A 262-nucleotide genomic window follows, 5' to 3' on the forward strand; every position below is an offset into this window, starting at 1 on the left:
ACATGGCGCTGCTTGAAGCGCTGAAGTCCGACGCTTTCTATGTCGGAGCGATCGGTTCACGAATGAACTGCGCCCGGCGCCGGGAGCGGCTTGGACTGTTCGATCTCACTGTCGACCAGATTGAACGGCTTCACGCACCAATAGGCATGTACATCGGCGCGCAGACGCCTCCGGAAATCGCGGTGGCAATCGTTGCCGAAATGACGGCAGTCCGGCGTAACGTTCCCGTTCTGCAAAATCACGACATGCGAAACGCGCCTCC

Annotated in this window: 1 protein-coding gene; it reads left to right on the forward strand. The window is 59.2% G+C overall.

Going from position 1 to position 262, the window contains the following annotated elements; all coding sequences use genetic code 11:
- A partial coding sequence (locus SB816_RS32680) for an XdhC family protein (protein WP_410548336.1) occupies positions 1-262 on the forward strand: 262 nt, incomplete at both ends.

Source organism: Achromobacter sp. SIMBA_011 (assembly GCF_046535435.1).
Classification (GTDB): Bacteria; Pseudomonadota; Gammaproteobacteria; order Burkholderiales; family Burkholderiaceae_B; genus Achromobacter; species Achromobacter dolens.